Annotated in this window: 13 protein-coding genes and 1 tRNA gene; 4 read left to right on the top strand and 10 right to left on the bottom strand. The window is 64.2% G+C overall.

Features of this window, described 5'->3' with window-relative positions; genetic code table 11:
* Positions 1–3 precede the first annotated feature (3 nt).
* Positions 4–666: a CDGSH iron-sulfur domain-containing protein gene (locus tag FCF25_RS12230; RefSeq protein WP_137048892.1), complete on the bottom strand. Its 663-nt coding sequence runs from the start codon at positions 664–666 to the stop codon at positions 4–6.
* A gap of 570 nt (positions 667–1,236) precedes the next feature.
* A complete protein-coding gene (locus tag FCF25_RS12220; protein ID WP_168191250.1) occupies positions 1,237–2,454 on the bottom strand; it encodes a hypothetical protein in 1,218 nt (405 codons plus the stop codon).
* A gap of 117 nt (positions 2,455–2,571) precedes the next feature.
* Between FCF25_RS12220 and FCF25_RS12215 the strand changes: the two genes are divergently transcribed.
* Entirely contained in the window at positions 2,572–3,318 is a 747-nt protein-coding gene (locus FCF25_RS12215; RefSeq protein WP_137048890.1) for a TrmB family transcriptional regulator, read from the top strand.
* Positions 3,319–3,412: 94 nt separating this feature from the next.
* The gene (locus tag FCF25_RS12210) at positions 3,413–3,772 is read left to right on the top strand and encodes a type II toxin-antitoxin system antitoxin SocA domain-containing protein (RefSeq protein ID WP_168191249.1); all 360 of its coding nucleotides are present in this window, start codon (positions 3,413–3,415) and stop codon (positions 3,770–3,772) included.
* A gap of 626 nt (positions 3,773–4,398) precedes the next feature.
* Here the strand turns inward: FCF25_RS12210 and FCF25_RS12205 are convergent.
* From FCF25_RS12205 to FCF25_RS12180, 6 genes are all read right to left on the bottom strand, one after another.
* Positions 4,399–4,469 (bottom strand) — tRNA-Gly (locus tag FCF25_RS12205).
* 225 nt (positions 4,470–4,694) lie between these two features.
* Complete coding sequence (locus FCF25_RS12200) at positions 4,695–5,948, bottom strand: HTTM domain-containing protein (RefSeq protein WP_254425860.1); 1,254 nt, start codon at positions 5,946–5,948, stop codon at positions 4,695–4,697.
* Between the two features lie 114 nt (positions 5,949–6,062).
* The gene (locus FCF25_RS12195) at positions 6,063–7,157 is read right to left on the bottom strand and encodes an NAD(P)/FAD-dependent oxidoreductase (protein WP_137048888.1); all 1,095 of its coding nucleotides are present in this window, start codon (positions 7,155–7,157) and stop codon (positions 6,063–6,065) included.
* Between the two features lie 221 nt (positions 7,158–7,378).
* Complete coding sequence (locus FCF25_RS12190) at positions 7,379–8,032, bottom strand: class I SAM-dependent methyltransferase (protein ID WP_137048887.1); 654 nt, start codon at positions 8,030–8,032, stop codon at positions 7,379–7,381.
* Positions 8,033–8,244: 212 nt separating this feature from the next.
* Positions 8,245–10,389, bottom strand: a complete 2,145-nt coding sequence (locus tag FCF25_RS12185; RefSeq protein ID WP_168191248.1) for a type II secretion system F family protein — start codon at positions 10,387–10,389, stop codon at positions 8,245–8,247.
* A complete protein-coding gene (locus FCF25_RS12180) occupies positions 10,386–12,110 on the bottom strand; it encodes a type II/IV secretion system ATPase subunit (protein ID WP_137048886.1) in 1,725 nt (574 codons plus the stop codon). The genes FCF25_RS12185 and FCF25_RS12180 overlap by 4 nt, the downstream gene beginning before the upstream one ends.
* Before the next feature lie 276 nt (positions 12,111–12,386).
* Between FCF25_RS12180 and FCF25_RS12175 the strand changes: the two genes are divergently transcribed.
* Positions 12,387–12,863 carry a DUF5793 family protein gene (locus FCF25_RS12175; RefSeq protein ID WP_117591775.1) on the top strand — a complete coding sequence of 159 codons (477 nt, stop codon included), beginning with the start codon at positions 12,387–12,389 and terminating at the stop codon, positions 12,861–12,863.
* Positions 12,864–12,950: 87 nt separating this feature from the next.
* Positions 12,951–13,577, top strand: coding sequence for a uracil-DNA glycosylase family protein (locus tag FCF25_RS12170; RefSeq protein ID WP_137048885.1), 627 nt, complete (start codon positions 12,951–12,953; stop codon positions 13,575–13,577).
* Between the two features lie 349 nt (positions 13,578–13,926).
* Here the strand turns inward: FCF25_RS12170 and FCF25_RS12165 are convergent, their stop codons facing one another.
* Both FCF25_RS12165 and FCF25_RS12160 read right to left on the bottom strand, forming a co-directional pair.
* Entirely contained in the window at positions 13,927–15,609 is a 1,683-nt protein-coding gene (locus FCF25_RS12165) for an acyl-CoA synthetase (RefSeq protein ID WP_137048884.1), read from the bottom strand.
* An 83-nt stretch (positions 15,610–15,692) separates the two neighbouring features.
* Positions 15,693–16,367, bottom strand: a complete 675-nt coding sequence (locus FCF25_RS12160) for an MBL fold metallo-hydrolase (protein WP_117591780.1) — start codon at positions 16,365–16,367, stop codon at positions 15,693–15,695.
* Between the last annotated feature and the right edge of the window lie 59 nt (positions 16,368–16,426).

The following is a 16,426-nucleotide window of genomic DNA, read 5'->3' as shown; positions in this document are numbered from 1 at the left end:
CCGTCACTCCCCCTCGGTCGAGAAACCGATTCGGCCGTGAGTACCGTCGCAGAAGGGTTTGTCTTCCGAGTGCCCACACCGGCAGAGCCAGACGTCCGTGCCGCGGAAGACCGACCCGTCGTCCTCCCCGCTCATCTCGAACGGGCCGCTGACGTGGAGCGGACCGTCCGGCGTCGGCACGACCGAGAGTCTACCCCCGCCCCCCGTCGCCCCTGTCTCCGCGGAGTTGTCTTCGACAGTTCCCGGGGCCTCGAACTCGATTTCGAGGTGGGAGTTGTCGCAGAGCGGCTTGTTGTCCGAGGCCCCGCATCGACACAGCGCGATTCGGGTGTCTGCGAGCAGTTGCTCGTCGTCCGGCGTCTCGATGACGCTGTCACCGCGGACGTAGTGCGGCCCGTCCGAGATGACGGTAACGGTGTTCTCGTCGGGGACGGCTTCCTCGGGGCCGTCGTCGGCTCGTTCGTAGTGGAGCGCGCCGGTGGGACAGCGCTCGATGACCTCGGCGATATCGTCGGCATCCGCGTTGTGCGGGTTTACCCACGGCCGCTGGTCCGTGTCGAACACGTCCGGGAGGCCGCGGACGCACTCCCTCGCGTGGATGCACCGCCGCACGTCGTAGCTGACCTCGATTCCCTCGCCGGTGTACCTGTGTATCTCTTCGTCCATCGCTTGCCCCAGTACGGTCCGGAGATGCGTTAACATTCCTCAGTCCGGCGGCGGAGGGACGGGCCGTCGCGAACGCTCGCTCGTCGCTACGCTCTCCGTTCGTGGTGTTCGGGAAAATGCGCCGGCCGGGACCGAGCAAACCGAAGGTTTGCGAGGGTCGGGCGGCGCGCGACCGAAGGGAGTGCGCCGGCCGGGAGTTCACCGAGTGAAGCGAGGTGAACGACGACGAGACTGCGTCTCGTCGGGATTTGAACCGAGCCGAGACGTTCCTGCTCGCTCCGCTGCGCGGGCTGCGACTCGTCGGGTTCAGAATCCGGCGAGGCGATTTTCGCCTCACTCCGTTCGGCAGAAAATGCGCCGGCCGGGATTTGAACCCGGGCCATGAGCTTGGAAGGCTACATCTCGAAATCTGGCGATTTCGAGGGGCCACTAGTACACCAGGTGCCCTCGGATGCCTGTTATCCAAGTTGAATGGATGCGACGGCATAAAACCCCAGACGATGAGCTTCTGGCTCACAGAGGGAGATGAGACTCCTGTGACTACTCTAAATAAAAAGTTGAATGCTGTTTTTACGCCGTCCAGTCGAGTTCGTCGGCCAGCATCTGCAGGATGCGCCGACGAGTAGTGGGGGCCATCGACTTCTTCTGGATGCGGAAGGTCGCCTTCTCGCTGTTGAGACCGATAGTGAGGCTCATGGTGTCCTCATAGTCGGAATCCATCGCGTCGAGAATCTCCCCAATCGCGATTTCTTCGTCTTCCTCGCCGTACTCACCGATTTCAATCGGGTAGACGAGGCCCCACTCACCGTCTTCTTTGCCGATGATTACCTGGAAGTTCGAGCGCGAATAGTCACGGTCTCCTTCGACGTCCGCGTGCGCCGGATCAGCTTCGACGTTCCCGCTCTGGTCCCGCGTGAATCGGACTTTCGCCGCGTCGCCGATGAACTCGTTGAGCGTCGTGACGAGCGCGAGGTGGTCCTTGGTCCGACGGATGTCGGCACCGCGGATTTCGACTCGTCGAACCGTATCCGAGCCGCTGAATTCGCTCAGGAATCGTTGGACGAGTCCCTTGTTCTTTTGCTGACTACTGTCTCCTGCAGTCTCGATGAGTCCTGTCCGAAGGTCGATTCGCAGAACTGCACGATAGACGGTCCGGATCTTCTCGTAGTCACCCGTGGTGACGTCGAAGTCACTCTTCGTCTTGCCCGTCTTCCAGTACTCGGCGTAGATGTGGTTCTCGTCCTCGAACTCGATGAGACGCGGTCGGAACGTATCGTCGAGGTCTCCGATAAGAGGCGCCGGAATGTCCTCAACGGCTTGTACGTACGCGTCGTCGAGATCGTCGTCTGCTTCACAGAAGTTGATGAACTCGTCTTTCGAGAGTTCGTCGGACTCGGCCATGTCTCCGAGCAGGCCGCCGAGTTCCTGTGCGAGGTAGACCCGCGAGGTGTGGTCGGTGTACTGGAAGTACGAATCGTAGTAGTAGATCTCTCGAAGGCTCAGATTGTCGCGGACGACGTGGAAGCCTTGGCCGGCGTTCTCGATATTGTCGACCTTGTTAGCCCACTCCTCGAGTACGCGTGTTTTCGCACCTTTGCGGATGTCCGAACGGAGCTGGTTGTTATTCGGGTGGCTCCTGAGGACATTCAGAATTTCGTCACGAGATGCGTTCTCGTCGACGTCGGTGTCGGTATTCTGGAGTCCCCGACGGATGTCGCGCGTGGGAAGCGCGTTGATGAGTCGTTCGTCGTTCGGTTCGTCTTCGTCGTCGTGGTGTGCCATGCTCATGGCAGATTGACATTCAGGGAGAAGTGACATGAAGGCGCGTATAAACACCAAAAATGGAGTTGCTATGGATACTGTGAATAAGGTTATAGTAAACAACCACAAAAGTGGTTGTATAGAATGAGTGGGGATGCGCAGTCGCTGGAGAAGGTTGACGAGACACTCCAGGATATCATGGGGTGGGGCCAATACAAAGCGGAAGCCTATCGGGTGCTAGTTGCGGAAGGTCCGCTTGAAGCCCGAGAAATCGTGGTACGGACGGATATACCACAGGGGAGAATATACGACGTCTTAGATAGTCTCGAACGAGAAGACGGCGTAATAGAAAGACGAGAGAGAAATCCTGCACGGTACCGAGCTCAAAATCCGGGTAGAATTATTACTGAAAAGCAAGATAAATTCGAGGAGGCGAAAGAGACTCTTGTTACTGCCCACGAGCTTAATGAATCAGAGTCTACCTCTTCTACGAACTCTGCTTGGATATTAGGAGGTCAGGCAGGAACGGTGCGAAAAACACGAGAATTGATGGACACAGCTGAAAGCAGCATTAAAGGGGTTGAGCGCGACCCACGGTGGTATCGAACAGAGGACATGCGTACTTTGCGCCGCCTCTCTGACGAGGGCGTCAATGTCCAATTGATGATTTGGAATCCACGCCAGGAGCAGATTGAACAATTCGAAGACGAAGGAGTGTCTGTTCACCCACACACAGGGGCGAACAAGTCGTTCTATGTGATTGATGAGGAATACGTAGTAATGAAATCAGGACAAAATGAGACGGGAATCGTCTTCCAGGATAAATCTATGGCAAGTATTTTTATCAGGGAGTTTGACCATCTCTATGACGAAGCAATAGAAGAGTCATAAAATGCACAGGAAAATGCTCCCAGTCGCACTAATGTATGCTTGCGATCAGGAGCCAATCGAAGGTCGAACGCGCCTTCAAAAGATGGTTTTCCTAATGCAGAAACATTTCGAGAGTGTAGATAAGGAAGTTCTCTCGTCAGATGATTATGAATTCATTGCGTATGATTACGGTCCTTTCTCTAAGGAATTATATGAGGATCTAGACTCCCTCTCAGATCAAAATCAGATAGAAGATTCACAAGAGGAGCTCTCTGAGGACAAAGTGAAGTACATCTATTCGATTCAAAGACGTGGGGAAGACCTCTTTGAGACTCAACTGAATCAAGAAGAGGTACAAAAGACCCTTAGAGTTGCAGAAGAAATTAAAGAAGAGTACAACGATATGCTGCTTTCACAATTGATTGAAGAAGTCTATGCTCGATATCCAAATTATGCTAAAAACAGTATCTATTGAATCTAGCGAATAGATTCTCTCAATTGCGGTTACAGGAGAGAGTCATTTTACATCAACGACGCAGCAGTTACAGCCACATCACATCAGCCAAACAGCCATGCTGCGTTGAGCTTTAACCTCGATTTCATATCAATTACACCATCAAGTGACGAGCATACTGTATGTTTAGAGAGTTTGTAGAGGGCACAGGAGGAGAGGAGTGTGGCTCTTCCATATACTTCCCCACTAATTGATGTGAATATCTAAATTCTGTAAACACCCCATCGCAGTATGGCAGTTTTCCCGAGAAAACAGATATAAATCCCATATGAAGAGCGGTACCGCTGATGTAAACACTTCCTGTGGAAGAATACACATCTACAGCAGGAAATCTCACGAACAAAAACAACCCTACGAGAGGTCTCAGTCACGTTTTCCTCTCCCTCCCGTGAATACCTTTACGCAGTCCAGAGAAGTGCAACAGTGACTCCTCACCTCTTATACCTACTTGATAAGTTGTGATGTCCGTATTTTGTGCACCGCACAGACATCCGAAAATCGGTGTGCGCAATGGGTACGCCATGCGCCGGCCGGGACCGAGCAAACCGAAGGTTTGCGAGGGTCGGGCGGCGCGCGACCGAAGGGAGTGCGCCGGCCGGGATTTGAACCCGGGCCATGAGCTTGGAAGGCTCAGGTCCTACCACTAGACCACCGGCGCGCAGTTACCCAGTTCTATACGAGAGAATAAGGGTGTTACTCTTCGCGTTCGTCGGCCGACACGGACCGACGCGGCACCCGCCGATTCGCTCACGCACCGGTCGAACAGTTGTACGTTAGCAGTTCGTGCCGTTCGGTCGGCTCCGGACCGTCGAACCGCGTCGGCTGACTGACGTACGAGAGCGAGACCGTCGCCAACTCGTCGTCGTGTGCTCGGTTCCAGCGACTACAGAGATACTCCGCGAACTCGCGCTGCAAGCGGTCGTCGTCCGCGTAACGCAGGTCGCCCATGTACTTGCGCCAGCGGGAACTCGGGTACATCTCCATCGTGTCGGGTCGGTCTTCGACCGGTGGCGACAGGTAGTACGCGTCGACGCGCTCGCCGGACTGGAGTTCGCCGGGGGCGACGTACCACCAGTCGGCCGTCGGCGGGTGCGGCGCGGCCGCACCAGCGTCGGATAGTAGCCAATCGCGACCCGGCTGTCTGCTCGGACGCGGACCCGGAGTCAGGGCGAAGTCGAGCGAGTCTCGGGGCGAGGCCGAGCCGTCCCGCGGCGCGTTCGACCGAACCGGAGAATCGGTCGACCGACCAGTCCCACACCGACGGGGGGAGGAACACGAGAAGCGCCGTTACCGAGACGAGCGGGAACAGGCCGATGCGCATCGTGAGCAGCATCCCGACGTGCATCCCGGCGAACGCCAGAACGAGTAGCGTTCGGAGGCGGCCGGTGAGAACAAGCAGCAGCGGCGACGCGACGACTAACCCCAGCCAGAGGAGGTCGAACGCGTGGAGCAGCGCCGGGAACTGCGCCAGCGTGTCGCCGAGCAGAATCGTGAACTGCTGGAGGCTCAGCACGTAGCGGACCGCTTCGCCGTCGAGCCAGAGGTCGCCTCTGAGTTTGAACACCGCGTTGACCGCGTAGACGAGCACGACCTGAACCAACAGCGCGGCGGAGGCGAGAGTCGCCGCTCGCTCCCTCGGCGTTTCGACCCGTCGAAGCGCGTCGACGGACCACCGCTCGCCGAGCGGGAGGAACAGCCCCCAGAACAGGAGACGACGGAGCACGGAGTCGCCGCCGTTGAGCACGCCCGGGTTGCGCGCGTGCAGCGAGACGAGGAGGAGAAACGAGAGTAGCAGCGCTGTTCGCGTGTGGTAGCCGAGAAGCAGCGCCAACCCGCAGAGGCCGGCGAACAGAAACAACAGCGCCTGAACCCACAGGGAGCCCGAGAGCGTGTGAACCGAGAGCTGTGAGAGTGTCGGGTACAGGTCGTACAACAGCGCTCGCGGGAGTACGCCGGCGTCGGTGTAGAACGCCTCTAGATACCGTGCGCGGAGGGCGAGGTCGGCGACTAGCAACAGACCGAGCGAGATGCGAAAGGCGGCCAGCGCTCGCGTGTCGATGCCGAAACGCGCCGTGAGCGCCGCCGCGAGGCGAGCGCGGACGCTCGCCGCGGGAGGAGGGCTTCTCGAATCGCTCATCAGCACGGAGCTACGACGGGTCGGGGTATTCAATCATTCCCATCGGGACTCCGACCGAAACGAACCCGAACGGACGGCGGACCGCCGCACCGTCGGTGCTGTCGAACCGAGGCGTCAGTCGTCGTCCGCGGGCGGCGCACCGGCTTCCCCGAAGGCGCGGGCGGCCTCGCGGACGCGAGCGCCGATTCCCGGCGTCTCCTCGCGTTCGACGGGGCCGTTTTCGCGGATCTCTTCGAGGCTCCGCGGGAACTCCCGCAGGTCGTAGTGGATGCCGATGCCGGCTTTCGCGCCCTGCCCCATCGCGACCGGGACCTGGTTGTGGCCGGGGACGATGTCGCCGACGGCGACGACCCCTTCGACGCTCGTTCGCCCGTGGTCGTCGACGGCGACGGTGCCGTCGTCGTTGAGGTCGCAGCCGAGCTGTTCGGCGAGGTCGGTGTTGTAGTTCGAGCCGTACATCGGGAACCCGCCCCGATACTCGCGGAACTCGCCGTCGTCGAACTCGAACCCATCCAGCCAGCCGTCGTCGCGCTTTCGCATCCCCGTAATCTCCGCCTCGACGACGTCGACGGGGTGCGCGCGGAGCTGCTCGTCGGTCTCGTCGCTCCACTCGGGGTCGTCGCCGCGAAGCAGCAGGTCGACCTCGTCGGTGAAGTTGAGCATGATCATCGCGACGTGGGCGGCGCTCTCGCCGTTGCCCATCACGTACACCGGCCGGTCGACGAACATGTACGCGTCGCAGTGCAGACAGTAGTGTAGCCCCTTCCCCGTCCGCGGCAGCGGCGGGTCCGGTCGCTCGTCCGAGAAGCCGGTCGCGATGACGACGCGCCGTGCGAGGAACTCGCCGTCGTTGCCGACGAGGTGGAACCGACCGTCGTCGGTCCGTTCGGCCTCGGTTATCAGGTCGCGGTGAAACGTCGCGCCGTACTCTTCGACCTGTTCGCGGGCCGTCTGCAGAAACTCGTTGCCCGAGACGTCCTCGGTGACGCCGATGACGTTGTGCGTGTCGAGCATCATCGCGGCGCGGCCGCCGCCCCGGTCGACGACCGCGGTGTCGTGGCCGAGCCGCGTCGTGTACAGTGCCGTCGAGAGTCCGGCGGGGCCGCCGCCGACGACGACCACGTCGTACGATTCCGTCGTACCGCTCGACGCGTCTCGCGCGTCGGCGTCGGACTCGGCCGGGTCGCCAGCCGCTGAGGTCTCACTCATTAGCCTCCTTTTAGAACGGTTCCCGTTTAATAACTTAGCTCGCGTGCGACCCGTGCGCCCGCCCGCGAAACCGTGACACGGACCTCCGGTGTCGGGTCACAAACCCCCAGTGTCGGGTCACAAACCCCCAGTGTCGGGTCACGAACCGTCGGTGTCGAGCTACAGACCCCCGGTGTCGAGTCACGAACTCCGCTGTCGCGTCGGCGGCGACGAGTTCTCGCTCACTCCACGACGGCGTAGCAGTTGCCGCTGGAGACGAACACGTCGACGGGCGCGAGCCCGCTCGAATCGAGGTCGTCTCGGAACTCGTCGGGGTCGTAGATGTGGTAGAAGCGGGGAACGCGCTCGCCGCCCGGGAGCGTCCAGTCCACGGTCGTATCGAATCCCTGGCTCTCCTCGAACTTGCCGTGTTCGGTGCTCCAGACGCTGACGAGCGCCCGGCCGCCGGGGCGGAGTACCCGCGCGAGTTCGTCGAGACTGTCGACTCTCGCCTCCCGCGTCGTGAGGTGGTGCAGCGTCGCCACGTACACCGCGAGGTCGAACGTTTCCGCGCGAAACGGCAACCGCGCGGCGTCGCCGTGGACGAGCGAGACATCGAAACCGCGTTCGGTCGCGCGTTTTCGGGCCTCGCGGAGGAGCTCGCGGCTCACGTCGAGGCCGACGACGCAAGCGGCGTGTTCCGACAGCAACTCGCAGTGACGGCCGTTCGCGCAGCCGAGGTCGAGCGCTCGCGTCGCCTGCTCGTCAGCCGTCGACTCGGCGACGAACGACTCCACTTCGGGCCACGGGTACTCGCGGGTCGCCGCGAAGTGCTCGGCGATGGCGTCGTACGTCGCTCGCGGGTCGTCGGTCGTAGGCGACGGGTCGCCGTCCATGGTGGTCCGTTCGTCGGCGAGGATAAACCAGCTACGACCCGCATCGGTTCAACCCACAGAGCTACGACCCGCATCGGTTCAACCCACAGGGCTTCGACCCGCATCGGTTCAACCCACAGGACTTCGACCCGCATCGGTTCAACCCACAGGGCTTCGGCTTGCGTTGCGCCGACCCGCGCAAATCGTCGTCGCGTGCGGCCGGCGCTCGGCGCTCACAGCGCGACGAACGCGAGCGAGGTCAGCGCGAGCAGGGCGGCGACGTGTTTGATGCCGTCCGCGGGCGTTCCTTCGCCGAGTTGCCCCGCGACGACGCCGGAGCACACCGCGTGGACGACGCACATGTGGTACAGCGTGAGCGTGTACAGTTCGACGGCGACGTCCGAGAAGCCGACGAGTCCCGCCGTCGTCCCGGAGGCGGTACCCGCGTCCGGGGCGGCCGCCTGCGCCTCCTGAACCGCCGGGACGAACGCGAGCGTCAGCGCGGCGACGATGGCGAGGAAGACGAAAAACGAGATGTAGATGACCAGCTGGTAGGTGAGCATCTCCTGGCGGCGCTCCTCGCGCAGGCGCTGGGTCGCCTCGGCCTCGTCGGCGGCGATGCGAAGCACCGGTCCCAGGTCGCCGCTGGCGCGAGTGGCGTTGGCGACGAGCGCCGTCGCCCGCGTCACCATCCCTGAGTCGACGCGGCGGTCGAACCGCGCCAGCGCCGTCTCCAGGTCCGCGCCCCACTCGATGTCGCGCCAGAGCCGCCGTACCTCGGGCGTGAGCGCTCCCAGGTCGCTCTCGGCGACGCGCTCGAAGCTCTCGACGACGGTCAGTCCCGCCTCGTTGACGCTCGCCAGCCGGTCGAGGAAGTCCGGCACCGCCGCCTCGTAGGCGCGGATGCGGCGCTTCCGGAGCTGGTGGACGAGCGCGACGCTGCCGAAGGCGAGCACCGCCGCCTCGACGAGCGGCCCGTCGAGCGCCGTCACCGCGGCGACGAACTCGTCCGGTACCGCCGAGAAGTCGACGCGGACGGCGAACCACAGGAGTGCGAGCGGAGCGCCGAACAGCAGCGCTCGAACCGGCCGGTCGAGGAGCGCTCCGTACGGGTCCGAGAGCGTCGACCGAATCGGCCGGAGACGGTCGAACAGTCGGAGCCGTTCTCGGTCGGCCCGCCACCGGTCGGCCGCCCCGTCTCCCGCTCCGGGCTCGGCGGCGTCGGCCGTCGCCGTCCCGCCGTCGGTCACGGCGCTGGTGTCGGCTACGGCGTCGGTGTCGGCCGTGACATCGGTGTCGGGTACGGTACCGCCGGCGGTGCCCTCGTCGCCGGGGTCGAGGCGGTTCGACGGCGGTCGGTACGACTGGGTGAGACTGTCGACGTAGACGACGTACCCCGCCGTCGCCAGCGGGATACCGAGGTAGACGATGAACCGCAGAATCGGGAGCGTGTCGCTCAGCACGAGGCCGATGACGACGAGGATAGTGACGAGCAGCAGCGGTCCGACGACCAGAACCGAGACGTACGCCTCCGCGAACGTCGCCAGCAGTTCGAGATACCGGAGTTGTTGGGACTCGGCTTTCGACTCGTAGCGTTCGTACTGGTCGCGGAGGAAGCCCGAGAGGTTTCGACCGCTCCCGAGAACGCTCGCGAGGTTCTCGCTGAACTCGGCGAGGTCCTCGCTGGGCGTCCGGCGGGCGGTCCGCGACAGCGCCGTCAGCACGTCGATGCCGAACGTCTCCATCTCGCGGACGGCGACGCCGATCTCGGTCGCCGCCTCGCCGTAGACGTCGTCGTTGTCGGCGAGCGTCGACAGCACCGTCGGAAACGACGTGCCGCTTCTCGACAGCGCGTACGTGAACGCGACGGTTCGAGGGAGCGACGCGTCGATGCTGTTCGAGCGAGTGCGCGCCGTCGCGTCGTGGAGATACCAGCGGAGCCAGTACGAACCGGCGCCGAGAGACGCCGCGAACACCCCGCCGAGTCCCAGAAGCAGCGAAAACCGAGCCGGGTGTCGAATCGACCCGGCGTCGTCGACGAGTGCGGTTCCGGCGAGGGTTCCCGCCGCTTCGAGCGAAGAGACCGAAACGAGGCCGACGGCGACGCCCAGACACGCGCCGACCAGCGCGAGCGCGGCCGAGAACAACAGCGTCCGCGCGGCGTGGGTGTAGTGCGTCTCGGCGACGTGGGCGGCCCGGAGGCGGTCGACCTGCCGGGCTTTCCGGGGGCCGTCGCCGTCGACGAACTCGCCGAACAGGAGCGTCGACGCCCGGGTGAGAACGCGGTTCGTCGGCGGGTGCACGAGCGAGAGACAGAGCGGTACGCAGAGCAGCGCCGAGAGCGCGACCGCGGCCGCGACTCCCGTAGCGAGAATCACCGTCTCGCCCCGTCGGTCGCCGGGTCGACGTGCGCGCCCGCGTCGGTGTCGACGGGGTCGTCTCCATCGGCGTCGACGCGCTCGTCCCCGGCGGCGGCGACCCGCGCCATCGCGGCCTCGGCGTCGGCGTAGTACTGGTCGACGAACGCGGTGAAGCGGCGGAAATCCGAGATACCCTGCTCGCAGAGCGCGTCGAGGAACCGCTTTCGTCGGTCGAGTTCGCGTAGCAGCGTCGAGCGACTCCACCCGCGCTCGTCCTGAATCTCGCCGAGCAGGTCGCTGTCGTGGCGAGCGAACTCGTCGCGGCCGGCGTCCCACGAGAACGAGGCGGAGTAGTCGAGTTCGCCCGTCCGCTGGTCGATGCCGCCGAGTTCGCCGACCACCTTCGTGCGGCGGACGCGTTCGCCGTCGAAGCGGGCGAGCGTCTGTATCGAGAGGATGTCGAGCGACTGCACCATCGCCCGCGGCACGTTGATCGGTTCGTTCTCCAGTCTGTTGATGACCGTCTCGATGCTGTCCGCGTGCATCGTCGAGAACGTCGTGTGGCCGGTGTTCATCGCCTGAAACAGCGTGACGGCCTCTTCCCCTCTGACCTCGCCGACGAGGATGTACTCGGGGCGGTGTCTGAGCGCCGAGCGCAGCAGGTCGTACATGTCGACGTCCGCGCCCTCGTGGCGGCGTTCGCGCGTGATAGCCGACAGCCAGTTGTCGTGGTGTAGCGCGAGTTCGCGGGTGTCCTCGATGGAGAGCACCTTCGCCCGCGGCGGGATGAACATCGAGACGGCGTTCATCGAAGTGGTCTTTCCGGACGCCGTGCCGCCGGCGAACACCAGCGACTTGTTGTGCTCGATGCAGAGCCACAGGTACGCCATCTGCTCGACGCTGAAGGTGCCGAAGTCGACGAGGTCCACGGGGGTGAACGGCTCCTCGGCGTACTGACGGATGGTGAACGCCGACCCGCGCGGGGTCACCTCCTCGCCGAGGGCGAGTTCCGCGCGCGAGCCGTCGGGCAGCGTCGTCTCGACGATGGGGTCGCCGACGGAGATGTGCCGCCCCGACTGCTGGGCGAGGCGGACCACGAAGTTGTCGAGTTCGTCGCGGTCGAACCGGATGTTGGTCGCGATGTCGGCGTAGTCGTCGTGGTAGGCGAACAGCGGAACGCCGTAGCCGTCGCAGGAGACGTCCTCGATGCGCGAGTCGGCCAACAGCGGGTCGATGCGGCCGAAGCCGCGGAAGTTGCGGTGAAGGTAGTACAGCAGCGTGTGAAAGCTCTCCGCGTCCGGCGAGACGCCGTACGATTCGAGCAGTTCGCGGAGCGCGTCGGCCAGCGGGTCGTCTTCGAGCGCCGCGTTCGCGCTCTCGGCGGCGCTCGCCGCGTCGTCGCCGAACAGCAGCGGTTCCCGAACGTCCGTCGACACCCGGCCGAGCAGCCGTCGTTCGAAGGCGTCGAGGTCCGGTTCGACCGTGTGGTAGCGGTGGGCGTTCTCGTCGGCCTCGTACGTGACGACGACGTAGGCGTACGGCGCGTTCACCCAGTAGCGGTCGACCTCCTCGTGTCCGCTCGGCGGGTCGAACGTCGCGAGCGGTCCGTCGGTCTGCGGGCGGAGCGGGCGGACCGACACGTCGACGCCGCGCAACAGTTCGAGCGTTCGTTCCGCGCGCCGGCGAAGGACGTCGAACCGCGTCGGCGGGTCGTCGGGAGTTATCGAATCGTCTGACATTCTGTTCTTCCGAAGTTCAGCGACCATTCCGGCGCAGGGGTCTTAAAACCGAGCGTCCAGCGTGAGCGGCGCGAGCGGGTGACCGAGCGCGATGTCGCGTGCAGTCGGACGAGCGGGCACGTCGACAACGACGGAACCGTTCGTGGTCGTCATATCGACGACGGAGACAGTCGCGTCGGGGAACCACATTCGGCGTCGGTGACGCGTCGAAACGGGTCGGTACCCAGACGACGGCGTTACGTTCATACCGCCTCGAACCGAACTTCCTGCTATCGAATGAGGCGGGATTACTTCGAACTGGCAGTCGAACACATCGACTGGGTCGAGACCGGCGACGCGCCCGAGAAGCCGACGGTCGAAATCGACTTCTACGGGCCCGCGGAACTCCTTCAGCGGCGGCTCTCGGACGTCGACGGGGAGCTGCTCGAGGCGAAGCAGACCGACGTCGCGTTTCGGCTCCAGGAATCGCTCGACGAGAACCCGGAGGCGCCGGGCGTCGTCAGCGTCACGAACCGCATCACCGGCGACTTCGTCCTCGAACTGAACGAGGACGCCGACGACGTGTTGAAGTTCATCCGCGCCGCGCGCGAGTACGGCAAGGCCTCCGGCGACGACGACGGTCGGTACCGGGTCGAACTCTCCATCGAGGGAGAACCGCTCGTCGCCTACGAGAAGACGACGTTTCTGGTCTACAACGCCGACGGCGACCTGATGCGACGGCGGAGTCTCATCCCCTCCGGCGTCGAACTCTGAGTACCGGTCGGCCGGAGTCGCTCTCCGCCGCTCGAAACGTCGCCCGAATCACGCCGCTTATAACGCTCAGCCGCCGTATTCGCCCCCGTGAAGAACGTCACCGACCGCACGAGCAACCCGTTCGGCATGCGGCCGTCCTGCGCCGAGTTCGTCCCCGGCTACGGCGACGCCAACGCGCACTTCCACGTCGTCGGCGACCACCCCGGCGTCCACGGCGGCGCCGACGCCGGCGTCCCCTTTACGAACGAGGCGGGTCTGAAACTCCAGGAGACGCTCGTCGACGCGGGGTTACTCCGCAGCGCGGGCGACGAACCGGACGTCGACCGGACGTTTCTCTCGTACCTCCACATGTGCGTCGCGGAGACGACGCCGACGCAAGCGGAGTACGACGACATGGAACGCTTCTTCGACGCCGAACTCCGCGCCATCGCCGCGCACGTCATCGTGCCCGTGGGCGCGCGGGCGACGAAGCACGTCCTCGAGACGTACACCGCTCAGGCGTGGAAAACCGAAATCGACATGGAGAAGCTCCACGCGACGGAGATGCGCGGCAGCGGCTGGCTCGTCGTCCCGGTCAAAGACCCCGCGGAGTGGGAAGACGACGACGCCGACCGCCTCGTCGAAGCGCTGTTGACGCTCCAGTCGACGGACTACCGCCGCGAGACGGACCTCGGTCGATTCCTCCCCGGCGGCGAGTCGTACCTCGTTCGCTGAGTCCGATTCGAAAAATAATTATAATTACCGGTGCTTCGAGACGACTGTCCAGCGATGCGGACGCGTTTTTACGTTGTTGGCGTATCCAACAGCTTCTCGCCCACTTTCTGTTCGATTTGCCACCATCATCGAGTGTTCAGGCCGATATTGGACTGAACCGAGGATTTTTATTAGAATATATCAAATCGGTAGTTGGCGCGCGTGGATGCCCATGCCGCCGCTTGCGACTGCGGACTGGTGCTCACCGCAGTGGCTTGGTCAGAGACGGTCCGCAGCGCGGACCGTCTCCTACTCTTCCGAGCGACGTCACCTCGGCCGCGACGACGCCGTCGAAACGTAACTGGTCGAGCTACGCCGTCGGGTCGTCGGTCCGGTCGCGCAGTTCGGTCCGCCGAATCTTGCCCGTCACCGTCTTCGGCAGGTCGTCGACGAACTCGACCTCTCTCGGGTACTCGTGCGCGGAGAGTTCGTTTCGGACGTGCTGTTTGACGTCTTCGGCGAGGTCGTCCGACGGCGTCTCACCCTCGGCGAGGACGACGTACGCCTTCACGATGTTGCCGCGCTCGGGGTCGGGTTTCGGGACGACGGCCGCCTCCGCGACGGCCGGGTGTTCGCCGAGCGACGACTCTACCTCGAACGGACCGATGCGGTAGCCCGACGAGAGGATGACGTCGTCGGCGCGGCCCTCGAACCAGAAGTAGCCGTCCTCGTCCTTCTGGGCGAGGTCGCCCGAGAGATACCAGTCGCCGACGAAGCAGTCGGCGGTCTGTTCGGGTTTGTCCCAGTACTCGGCGAAGAAGCAGGGGAACTCGCCGCGGTGGGCGATCTCGCCCGTCTCGCCCGGCCCCAGGGGTTCGCCCGTCTCGGGGTCGACGATGTCGGAGGTCACGCCGGGCAGCGGTTTGCCCATGCTCCCCGGTCGGAGCTCCATCGTCGGGTAGTTGTTGACGACCATGTTCCCCGTCTCGGTCTGTCCGTAGGTGTCGTACACCGTTACGCCGAGGCACTCTTCGGCCCAGTCGATGACGCCCGCGCTCAGCGGCTCGCCGATGCTCAACGCGTGTCTGAGGTCGAGGTCGACGCCCGCGAGCACCTCTTCGTTCGCCCGCAACATCCGGTAGGCGGTGGGGACGCTGAAGAGGACGGAGACGGGGTACTCGTCGAGCAGGTCGGCCCACGTTTCGGGGTCGAACTCGCCCTCGTACGTGAACAGCGTCGTCCCCCAGAACCACGCGCCGAGCGTGTTGATGGGACCGGTGAGCCAGCCCAAATCGGCCGTGCTCCAGTAGAGGTCGTCCGGTTGGAGGTCGACGGCGAAGCGCTGAGTCGCCGCGACGCCCGCGACCCACCGGTGTTTGTGGAGGACGCCCTTCGCCAGTCCGGTCGTCCCGCTCGTGTAGTAGAGCAGCGCGTCGTCCTCGCCGCCCGTCTCGGCCGCCTCGTACTCGTCGCTCGCCTCCGACAGCGCCCGGTCGAAGTCCACGTCGTCGTGGCGTTCGTCGCCCCGTCGCCGCTCGCCGCGGTCGCCGTCGGCTCCGAAGACGACGACCGTCTCGACCGAGGGCGCGTCGTCGAGCGCCCGCTCCACCGTCTCCTCGTTCTCGGCAGTCGTGACGACGAGTTTCGCGTCGCAGTCGTCGAGGCGGTAGGCGATGCCGTCGGGGCCGAACCGCTCGTTGACGCTTCCCCACACCGCACCCCGCTTCAGTGCCCCGACGAGCGCGACGTAGTGTTCGGGCACCCGCGGCATATACGAGAACACCCGGTCGCCGCGCTCGACGCCGAGCGATTCGAGCGCGTTGGCGAAGCGGTTCGACTGCTCCTTCAGTTCGGCGAAGGTGAGCGTCTCGCTGGATCGGTCGGTGCCGACGTAGCGGAGCGCGACGTTCTCGCCGTCGGCGGCGTGGCGGTCACACACTTCGTGTGCGATGTTCAGGCGCTCGGGCGCGTCCCAGTCGGCCTCGCCGTAGATGTCGTCCCACGCGAACGAGTCGTACGCCTCCTCGTACGATTCGAGGTTGTGCTGTGTCATCAACGAACGTGATGGTAACCGACGAAATAACGGTACGGACAGGTCGTTCAGATGGAATTATCAATATGGACGCACGCGGGCGCTCAGAGCGAGTCGGCGTACTCGCGGAACCGCCGGCCGCCGTCGGAGCGGACGGGCGCGCCGTGACCCGTCCCGACGACGTCGACGTCGTCGAGGTGCTCGGCCAACTGGCGGACGCTCTCGTCGTTGCGGTCGGCGTCGTAGGCGAGCGCCGACGGGAGGCGCGCGAACCGACCGCCGTCGCCGCGGACGAGGTCGCCGACGAGCGCCAGTCCGTACTCGCGGTGGACGAAGGAGGTGTGCCCCGGCGTGTGCCCGGGCGTCCGGTAGGCGACGAACGGACCGACCGCGTCGCCGTCGACGACGCGTTCGACCGAGAGGTCGGGCGCGTCGAGAAACGCGCCGAGCGCTCGCTGAAGAGCCCCCTTCCGGTTGCCGAGCGGCGGTTTCGCCTCGCCGAGCAGAAAGCTCGCGTCGGGTTCGCTGGCGTAAACGGGCGCGTCGAGACCCATCTCCGCCAGTTCGGCGAGCGCGCCGACGTGGTCGAAGTCGTAGTGAGTGAGGAGAACGCGTTCGAGTTCGGACAGCGAGTATCCGGCGCGTTCGACGTACTCGCGGAGGCGTGCGGCGTCCATCGGCGTCCCGGCGTCGACGAGCGTCAGTCCCTCGGCGTCGACGAGATACGCGTTGACGCCGCGGAGCGGTACCCGCCACGTCGTGTCGGAAGGCGGACTCATACGGGCGAGTACGAGCGCCGGAAGGAAAAATCAGGGGAGTCGAACTGTTCGCCGCCGGA

It is taken from the genome of Haloprofundus sp. MHR1 (assembly GCF_005155585.1).
Classification (GTDB): Archaea; Halobacteriota; Halobacteria; order Halobacteriales; family Haloferacaceae; genus Haloprofundus; species Haloprofundus halophilus.
Note: the sequence above shows the minus strand (reverse complement) of the source record. Positions and strands in the feature narration are given on the sequence as shown.